At 43.3% G+C, this 9,703-nt stretch carries 4 protein-coding genes and 1 tRNA gene; 1 reads left to right on the top strand and 4 read right to left on the bottom strand.

The annotated features are described in order from the left end of the window. Window positions 1-92: 92 nt before the first annotated feature. Together rpoC and rpoB are read right to left on the bottom strand one after the other, a co-directional pair. Entirely contained in the window at window positions 93-3,770 is a 3,678-nt protein-coding gene (gene rpoC, locus HT708_RS02640) for a DNA-directed RNA polymerase subunit beta' (RefSeq protein ID WP_054392903.1), read from the bottom strand. A gap of 32 nt (window positions 3,771-3,802) precedes the next feature. Continuing rightward, a complete protein-coding gene (gene rpoB, locus HT708_RS02635) occupies window positions 3,803-7,414 on the bottom strand; it encodes a DNA-directed RNA polymerase subunit beta (RefSeq protein WP_172925934.1) in 3,612 nt (1,203 codons plus the stop codon). 414 nt (window positions 7,415-7,828) lie between these two features. On the opposite strand from rpoB, the gene HT708_RS02630 reads away from it, so the two are divergent. Then, window positions 7,829-7,899: transfer RNA gene (locus HT708_RS02630), tRNA-Cys, on the top strand. Here HT708_RS02630 and HT708_RS12115 read toward each other — a convergent pair. Together HT708_RS12115 and HT708_RS02625 are read right to left on the bottom strand one after the other, a co-directional pair. After that, entirely contained in the window at window positions 7,891-8,025 is a 135-nt protein-coding gene (locus HT708_RS12115; protein ID WP_275690753.1) for a hypothetical protein, read from the bottom strand. The genes HT708_RS02630 and HT708_RS12115 overlap by 9 nt on opposite strands. A gap of 61 nt (window positions 8,026-8,086) precedes the next feature. Further along, on the bottom strand, window positions 8,087-9,418 hold the full coding sequence (locus HT708_RS02625) for a hemolysin family protein (RefSeq protein WP_172925933.1): 1,332 nt from the start codon (window positions 9,416-9,418) through the stop codon (window positions 8,087-8,089). Window positions 9,419-9,703 lie beyond the last annotated feature (285 nt).

Here is a 9,703-nt window from a genome sequence, read left to right as displayed (position 1 = left end):
TTTCATTGAGTATTATTTTACCATATTTCATGGAAAAATGGAGAAAGTTTTCAGAAAAGAAAAAGAGAACCCGAAGGCTCTCTCATTCTCTTTTATTCTACTGTTTCTTCCACAGTTTCAACGGCAGCATCCACAACTACTTCTGTTGTTTCTTCATTTCCTTCTTCCTCTACTGGAGGATTAAGGTATTCTTCTTCGTTGACAGCATGTGGTTCAAGGTTACGGTAACGAGCCATACCAGTACCTGCTGGGATGATCTTACCGATGATAACATTTTCTTTAAGTCCAAGGAGATGGTCTTTCTTACCACGGATAGCCGCGTCTGTAAGGACACGAGTTGTTTCCTGGAAGGAAGCCGCTGACAAGAAACTGTTGGTTTCAAGTGAGGCTTTGGTAATTCCCATGAGGACTGGTCGACCAGTCGCTGGAACTCCACCTGAGATAAGAACATCTTTGTTAGCATCTGTAAAGTCATTGATATCCATGAGGGTACCCATGAGAAGATCTGTGTCACCTGGATCCATGACACGAACTTTACGGATCATTTGACGAACCATTACCTCGATGTGTTTGTCACCGATTTCTACCCCTTGGCTACGGTAAACTTTTTGTACTTCACCGAGAAGGTAAGTTTCAACTGACAAGACATCACGAACTGCAAGGAGACGTTTTGGTTGGATAGAACCTTCTGTAAGAGCAGCACCACGCGCTACTTGGTCACCAACTTCAACACGCATACGAGCGGTAAATGGAACAACATATTCGCCTTCACCAGTTTCGCCCTTAACAAAGACTTTCTTGGTACGAGTTGAAGCATCTTCTTCGATAGCTGTAACTTGTCCTTTAACCTCTGTGATAACCGCTTCCCCTTTAGGATTGCGGGCTTCAAAGATTTCTTGGACACGAGGAAGACCCTGAGTGATATCGGTATTTGAGGCAACCCCACCCGTGTGGAAGGTACGCATTGTAAGCTGTGTACCAGGTTCCCCGATAGATTGGGCAGCGATTGTTCCAACTGCTTCACCAACTTCAACCGCATCACCAGTCGCCAAGTTGATACCATAACAGTGACGGCAGACACCGTGACGAGTGTTACATGTAAATACAGAGCGGATAGTCACTTCTTCCACACCAGCATTGACAATTTCACGCGCCTTGTCTTCTGTAATCAACTCATTTGGACCGATAATAACTGCACCAGTTTCTGGATGTTTAACAGTTTTCTTAGTGTAACGACCATTGAGACGCTCTTCGAGAGACTCGATCATCTCTTTTCCTTCTGCGATAGAACGGATCAAGAGACCACGGTCTGTTCCACAGTCGTCCTCACGGATGATAACGTCTTGGGCAACGTCAACCAAACGACGAGTCAAGTAACCTGAGTCGGCTGTCTTAAGGGCCGTATCGGTCATACCTTTACGGGCACCGTGAGTTGAGAAGAACATTTCGAGTACTGACAAACCTTCGCGGAAGTTTGAAAGGATTGGCAATTCCATGATACGTCCGTTCGGAGCAGCCATCAGACCACGCATACCGGCAAGCTGTGAGAAGTTTGAGATGTTACCACGGGCTCCAGAGTCCATCATCATAACGATTGGGTTCTTAGGATCTTGGTTGGCAATCAAACGTTTCTCCAATTTTTCACGGGCAGCACGCCATTCAGCTGTAACAGCATTGTAACGCTCGTCGTCCGTGATCATACCACGACGGAATTGTTTTGTGATCTGTTCTACACGTTTATGTGATTCTTCAATGATTTCAGCCTTGTCATCAACGACTGGGATATCGGCAATACCCACTGTCAATCCTGCAAGAGTTGAGTGGTGGTAACCGAGGTTCTTCATACGGTCAAGTAGGGCAGAAGTTTCTGTCGTACGGAAACGTTTGAAGATTTCAGCGATGATATTTCCAAGATTTTTCTTCTTGAATGGAGGGTTAAGTTCAAGTTTACTGATTGCTTCCTTGATATCTCCACCAAGTGGCAAGAAGTATTTAGCTGGAACGCCTTCTGTCAAGTTGGCATTGTTTGGTTCTTGCAAGTATGGTAGCCCCTCTGGCATAATGTCGTTGAAGAGGATTTTACCAACGGTTGTAAGCAAGACCTTGTGTTTTTGCTCTTCTGTCCATGGTTTGTTAAGGCTATCTGTTGCGATACCAACACGTGAGTGAAGGTGAACATAACCATTACGGTAAGCCATAACCGCTTCGTCACGGTCTTTGAAGACCATTCCTTCACCTTCACGACCAGCTTCTTCCATAGTCAAGTAGTAGTTACCCAAAACCATGTCCTGAGATGGAGTAACAACTGGTTTACCATCTTTCGGGTTCAAGATGTGCTCAGCAGCGAGCATGAGGATACGAGCTTCTGCTTGGGCTTCTTCTGAAAGCGGTACGTGGATGGCCATTTGGTCCCCGTCAAAGTCGGCATTGTAGGCTTCACAGACAAGCGGGTGCAAGCGAAGGGCCTTACCATCAATCAAGACTGGCTCGAAGGCTTGGATACCCAAACGGTGAAGGGTCGGTGCGCGGTTCAAAAGCACTGGGTGTTCTTTAATCACTTCTTCAAGAATATCCCAGATACGCTCATCTCCGCGTTCGACCAAGCGTTTAGCAGCTTTGACGTTTTGCACGATATCACGAGCGACGATTTCACGCATGACGAATGGTTTAAAGAGCTCGATCGCCATTTCACGTGGCACACCACATTGGTACATCTTAAGAGTTGGACCAACGGCGATAACGGAACGTCCTGAGAAGTCAACACGTTTACCGAGCAAGTTTTGACGGAAGCGTCCTTGTTTACCTTTAAGCATGTGGCTCAAAGATTTCAGTGGACGGCTACCTGGTCCTGTGATCGGACGACCACGACGACCATTGTCAATCAAAGCGTCAACTGCTTCTTGAAGCATACGCTTCTCATTTTGAACGATGATACCTGGTGCATTCAACTCAAGCAAACGAGCCAAACGGTTGTTACGGTTGATAACACGGCGGTAAAGGTCATTCAAGTCAGATGAGGCAAAACGGCCACCATCCAACTGCAACATTGGACGAAGATCTGGTGGAATAACTGGAAGGATGTTGAGAATCATCCATTCAGGTTTGTTTCCAGACTTGTAAAAGGCATCCAAAACATCCAAACGACGGATGGCTTTGACACGTTTTTGTCCAGTCGCTGTTTTCAACTCTTCTTTGAGTTCAGCAATTTCTTTTTCAAGATCTACTTGTTTCAAGAGGTCTTGGATAGCTTCGGCACCCATCTTGGCAACGAATGATCCATAACCATACTCACGCAAACGCTCACGGTATTCGCGCTCTGTCATGATAGACTTGTGCTCAAGTGGTGTATCCTTAGGGTCAATCACCACATAAGCCGCAAAGTAGATCACTTCCTCAAGGGCACGAGGGCTCATATCAAGGGTCAAGCCCATACGGCTTGGAATCCCCTTGAAGTACCAGATGTGAGATACAGGAGCTTTCAATTCGATATGTCCCATACGCTCACGACGAACTTTCGTACGCGTTACTTCAACCCCACAGCGGTCACAAACAATCCCTCTGTAACGAATGCGTTTATATTTACCACAAGCACATTCCCAGTCTTTTGTAGGACCAAAGATAACTTCATCAAAGAGACCTTCACGTTCTGGTTTCAAGGTACGGTAATTGATTGTTTCAGGTTTTTTGACTTCTCCATAAGACCATGAACGGACTTTACTTGGAGAAGCTAGGGTGATTTGCATACTTTTAAAACGATTTACATCAACCACTATTTCTTCCCTTTCTATTCTAAGTGAACTGCCTATTCTTGTTCAGCAGTTTCTTCTGTTGCTTCCGCTTTTGTTGCTTTCTCAGCTTCTTCAGCTTCAAAGGCTGCTTTAGCCTCTTGTGCTGCTTTTTCGCGGGCTTTTTCAAGGTCATCTACGTGGATGACATCTTCGTCCATTCCTTCATCCAAGTCGCGAAGTTCCACTTCTTGGTCATCTTCGTCTAGGACACGCATGTCAAGACCAAGAGATTGCAATTCTTTGACAAGAACTCGGAAGGATTCTGGAACACCTGGTTTTGGAATTGGTTTTCCTTTTGTAATAGCTTCATAAGCTTTCAAACGTCCGTTGATATCGTCAGACTTGTAAGTCAAGATTTCTTGAAGGACATTTGACGCACCGTAGGCTTCAAGAGCCCAAACCTCCATCTCACCGAAACGTTGTCCACCAAACTGGGCTTTACCTCCAAGTGGTTGTTGGGTAACAGTTGAGTAAGGTCCGACTGAACGCGCGTGCAATTTATCATCAACCATGTGGTGGAGTTTGATCATGTACATGACTCCAACAGAAACACGGTTATCAAACGGTTCTCCAGTACGTCCATCGTAAAGGATCGTTTTGGCATCACTATCCATACCTGCTTCTTTAACAGTTGACCAAAGGTCTTCAGAACTTGCTCCGTCAAAGACTGGTGTTGCGATGTGAATACCAAGAGTACGAGCAGCCATACCAAGGTGAAGCTCTATAACCTGACCGATATTCATACGTGATGGCACCCCAAGTGGGTTCAACATGATATCGACTGGAGTTCCATCTGGAAGGTAAGGCATGTCTTCTACAGGAACGATACGAGAGACAACCCCTTTATTTCCGTGACGTCCGGCCATCTTATCTCCGACCTTGATCTTACGTTTTTGAGCGATGTAGACGCGAACCAGCATGTTGACACCTGATTGCAACTCATCTCCATTTGCACGTGTAAAGATCTTAACATCACGAACGACACCATCGGCACCGTGTGGTACACGAAGAGAAGTGTCACGCACTTCACGAGACTTGTCTCCGAAGATAGCGTGCAAAAGACGTTCTTCAGCCGAAAGGTCTTTCTCACCCTTAGGTGTTACTTTACCTACAAGGATATCGCCTTCTTTAACCTCAGCACCGATACGGATAATACCCATTTCGTCAAGGTCTTTAAGGGCATCTTCACCAACGTTTGGAATTTCACGAGTAATTTCTTCAGGCCCAAGCTTTGTATCGCGTGTTTCTGATTCGTATTCTTCAAGGTGAACAGATGTGTAGACATCGTCTTTCACCAAGCGTTCGCTCATGATAACGGCATCCTCGAAGTTATAACCTTCCCAAGTCATGTAGGCAACGATTGGGTTTTGTCCAAGCGCCATTTCTCCATTTTCCATAGAAGGTCCGTCAGCGATAAAATCGCCTTTTTCAACGACATCACCAACTTTAACAAGCGTACGTTGGTTGTAAGCAGTACCTGAGTTTGAACGACGGAATTTTTGGATGTGGTAAACGTCCAATGAACCATCTTCACGACGAACTTCTACCTTGTCAGCATCTGCGTAAGTAACTTTACCATCATACTGAGCAATCACAGCCGCTCCAGAGTCGTGGGCTGCTTGGTATTCCATACCAGTACCAACGTAAGGTGCTTGAGGATTGATCAATGGCACAGCCTGACGTTGCATGTTGGCACCCATGAGGGCACGGTTGGAGTCATCGTTTTCCAAGAAAGGAATACATGCTGTCGCAACGGCAACTACCTGTTTTGGTGATACGTCCATGTAGTCAACAACATTAGCTGGATACTCTTGGTTGACCCCTTGGTGACGTCCCATGACAACTTTCTCAGCAAATGTTCCATCTTCATTCAGACGAGAATTAGCCTGTGCTACAGTAAATTCATCTTCTTCATCGGCTGTCAACCAAACGATTTCGTTCGTGACAACACCTGTTTCACGGTCAACCTTACGGTATGGTGTTTGAACAAAACCATATTTGTTCAAGTGTCCGTAAGATGACAAGTTATTGATCAAACCAATGTTAGGTCCTTCAGGTGTCTCGATTGGACACATACGACCATAGTGAGTGTAGTGCACGTCACGCACTTCATATCCAGCACGGTCACGTGTCAAACCACCAGGTCCTAAGGCTGACAAACGGCGTTTGTGAGACAACTCAGAAAGCGGGTTGTGTTGGTCCATGAACTGTGACAACTGTGATGAACCAAAGAATTCTTTCACCGCAGCTGTTACAGGACGGATATTGATAATTTGTTGTGGTGTCAAGACTTCGTTGTCTTGAACAGACATACGTTCACGGACATTACGTTCCATACGAGAAAGTCCAAGGCGTACTTGGTTGGCAAGCAATTCACCAACCGCACGGATACGACGGTTCCCAAGGTGGTCGATGTCATCTACACGGCCAAGTCCCTCAGCCAAGTTGAGGAAGTAGCTCATTTCAGCAAGGATATCTGCAGGAGTGACGATACGAACCTTGTCATCTGGATTGGCATTACCGATGATCGTTACAACACGGTCTGGGTCAGTTGGTGCAACAACCTTGAATTTTTGAAGAACAACTGGCTCAGTCACAACGGCTGCATCATTTGGAATATAAACAATCTTGTTCAAGTCGCCATCCAAATGGCTTTCGATGCTTTCAATCACACTACGAGTCATGATTGTTCCAGCTTCTACCAAGATTTCTCCTGTTTCAGGGTCTACCAATGGCTCAGCAATTGTTTGGTTAAGCAAGCGTGTTTTAACATTGAGTTTTTTATTGATCTTGTAACGACCAACTGCTGCCAAGTCATAGCGACGTGGGTCAAAGAAACGAGCCACAAGCAAGCTACGTGAGCTTTCAGCTGTCTTAGGCTCACCTGGACGAAGGCGTTCGTAGATTTCTTTCAAAGCTTCGTCTGTACGAGAGTCCATTGGATTCTTGTGGATATCTTTTTCAACAGTGTTGCGAACCAATTCGCTATCACCAAAGATATCAAAGATTTCATCATCACCTGAGAAACCAAGCGCACGAACCAAGGTTGTAAATGGAATCTTACGAGTACGGTCGATACGAGTGTAGGTAATATCTTTTGAGTCGCTTTCAAGTTCCAACCAAGCTCCACGGTTAGGGATAACAGTTGAACCATAGCCCACTTTACCGTTCTTATCTACTTTGTCATTAAAGTAAACACCTGGCGAGCGAACCAACTGAGATACAATGATACGTTCACCACCATTGATAATGAAAGTACCCATTTCTGTCATGATCGGGAAATCACCAAAGAAAACTTCTTGGGTCTTGATTTCGCCTGTTTCTTTATTGATCAAGCGGAAGGTTACAAAAATTGGTGCTGAGTAGCTAGCATCGTGAATACGAGCTTCTTCTAGCGTATATTTGGGTTCCTTGATTTCATATCCAACAAATTCCAACTCCATTGTGTCTGTGAAGTTTGAAATTGGCAATACATCTTCAAACACTTCCTTAAGACCGTGGTCTAGGAAATCTTTGAATGAGTCAGTTTGAATTTCAATCAAATTTGGTAAGTCAAGAACTTCTTTGATTCTTGAAAAACTACGACGGGTACGATGTTTCCCGTATTGAACGTCATGTCCTGCCAAGATGATTCTCCTTTGTAAATAAGTTCCAAGCCTTGTCAATCAGGCTTTCTAATCGTCATATGGTTGTAAAACCCTTATCACCGTGTCCCTTTGATGAATTTTCAGAATTTTTAAGTCTTTATTACAAGTACTCAAAATCCTGAAAAAAAGCACAAAAAGAGCAGCTAAATCTGACTTTTTCAGAAGATTTAACTGCTGTGAGCCTTGTCTGGACAATATTTCAGACAAAACCTACGACAAATGATTATTTATATTATACCCTAATTAGCTAGATTTTTCAAGGGGATTCAGTAGATTTTTGGTAATCTTTTTCCCATAGAAAACTTAGCATTACATTCGAATCACACTATGGTACAAAAAACTGAAAAAGCTATTGACTGAAAATCATTTTCAAGGTATAATAAGAAACGTTAAGGCGGTATAGCCAAGTGGTAAGGCACGGCTCTGCAAAAGCTTGATCGTCGGTTCAAATCCGTCTACCGCCTTCTATAACCTGATTTATCAGGTTTCAAATGAACAGAAAGCCCAATTTGAAGGGCTTTTTTATTTTTTCTTCTGATAAATACGGATAATTTTGAAAAACTTTTGGGGCAAAGTTCTTCCCATGACATAATTCCCTCATGAAATCAACTGAAAAAAGCTTCGTCACGCCTGGTGACAAAAGCCTCTAGTTTATTCTGTTTCTTCTTCTATTTCGACTTCTGTAATTTGGACTTTTACCTTGGTAACACGTCCATTTTTCACTTTATCATTGGTTAAGATAAGCTGTTTGTTTTGGCTGACCAATTCATAGCTGAGTTTTTCAGTCGTTGGAATGGTCCCAACTCCTGTCAAATAATAACCAGCGATGGTATCAACGTCATCACTTTCCAGTTCAACATCAAAGTAATTATTGAAATCATTGAGGGTCATTGTTCCTTGAACAATGTAGGTATCCTCGCCAATCTGATGAACATCTATTGCTGCTTTGTCCGTTTCATCATCAATTTCACCAACAATTTCCTCTAAAAGGTCTTCCAAGGTCACCAAACCAGCCATCCCACCGTATTCATCTAGCAAGATTGCCATTTGTCTTTGGGTATTTCGCAATTCTTTTAGCAAGTCATCCACAAAAATCGTTTCAGGTACAAAAAGTGGATCTTGTAAAATTCTCTTCCAAACAATATTATCAAAACCGTCCACAAAACCAGCCTTAAGGAGACTCTTGGTGTGAATGATTCCAATCACATTGTCCTTATCCCCATCGTAAACTGGTATACGGGAAAAGTTTTGTTTTAAAATACTTTGGATAATGGCTTGACTATCATCCTGAATATCCACCATAAAGGCATCCGTCCGAGGAACCATAACCTCTCGTGCCATTAATTCATCGAGCGAAAAGACACCTTGTAGCATCTCAATCTCATCAGCATCCAATGTTTCTTCACTATTTGTCAGCATATAGGCAATTTCATCACGGGTCATCTTTTCATCCGCATCATCGAATGACATAGGAGTCAAATGGCTCAAGAAATTGGTCGAAGCAGCTAAAAGCCAAACAAAAGGACTGACTAGTTTTCCGATCCCAATGATAACCGGCGCTGTACGAATGGCCAAGGCATCCTTTAGATTAAGAGCGATTCTCTTAGGATATAATTCCCCAAAAACGATGGAAATATAGGTCAAAAATGCCAAGGATAGAAAAGTTGCCACGGCTTGTGCTGTTTCGCTATTCCCAAGCCAAGAGGCAATCACACGTCCTAGAGTATCAGCTAAACTCGCCCCTGATAAGATTGTAATCAGGGTGATTCCTACCTGAATGGTTGATAAAAAGTGGTTAGGATTTTCTAGTACCTTCAGCAGGCGGATGTAGCGTCTGTCTCCTTCTTCCGCCTTTTGTTCAACTCGGGCACGATTAAGAGAAACCATGGCCATTTCTGTGGCTGAGAAAAAGGCATTTAATACCGTCAAGATAAACAATAAAACAAATTGTAGCAACAAATTCTGACTACTTGGGTCTTCCATAGTTCTTCTCCTAAAATAGTATCTTATCCTTTATTATATCACAAAATTTAATCCAATACATATTATTTTTTTCTTAGCGTAACTTCTCAAAGTAACTTCCATCTCTCTCCCAAAACTGGAAGTTAGTTTTAGAAGTTACCATTTTTTCTTAGTACCTACTCTAGCCCTACTTAAACTAGAAAAAAGAACTCCTACATCCATAAGTGATATAGGAGTTTATCTTATCTTTTACTGATACTCTTCGAAAATCTCTTCAAACCACGTCAGCTTTATCTGCAACCTCAA

The organism is Streptococcus sp. 3613, assembly GCF_013277375.1.
Classification (GTDB): domain Bacteria; phylum Bacillota; class Bacilli; order Lactobacillales; family Streptococcaceae; genus Streptococcus; species Streptococcus pseudopneumoniae.
This window is presented reverse-complemented; position numbering and strand designations above follow the sequence as displayed.

Excerpts from the sequence above, each read along its gene's own strand:
- HT708_RS12115 (WP_275690753.1), bottom strand. The coding sequence starts at position 8,025 with ATGTCATGGGAAGAACTTTGCCCCAAAAGTTTTTCAAAATTATCCGTA.
- HT708_RS02625 (WP_172925933.1), bottom strand. The coding sequence starts at position 9,418 with ATGGAAGACCCAAGTAGTCAGAATTTGTTGCTACAATTTGTTTTATTG.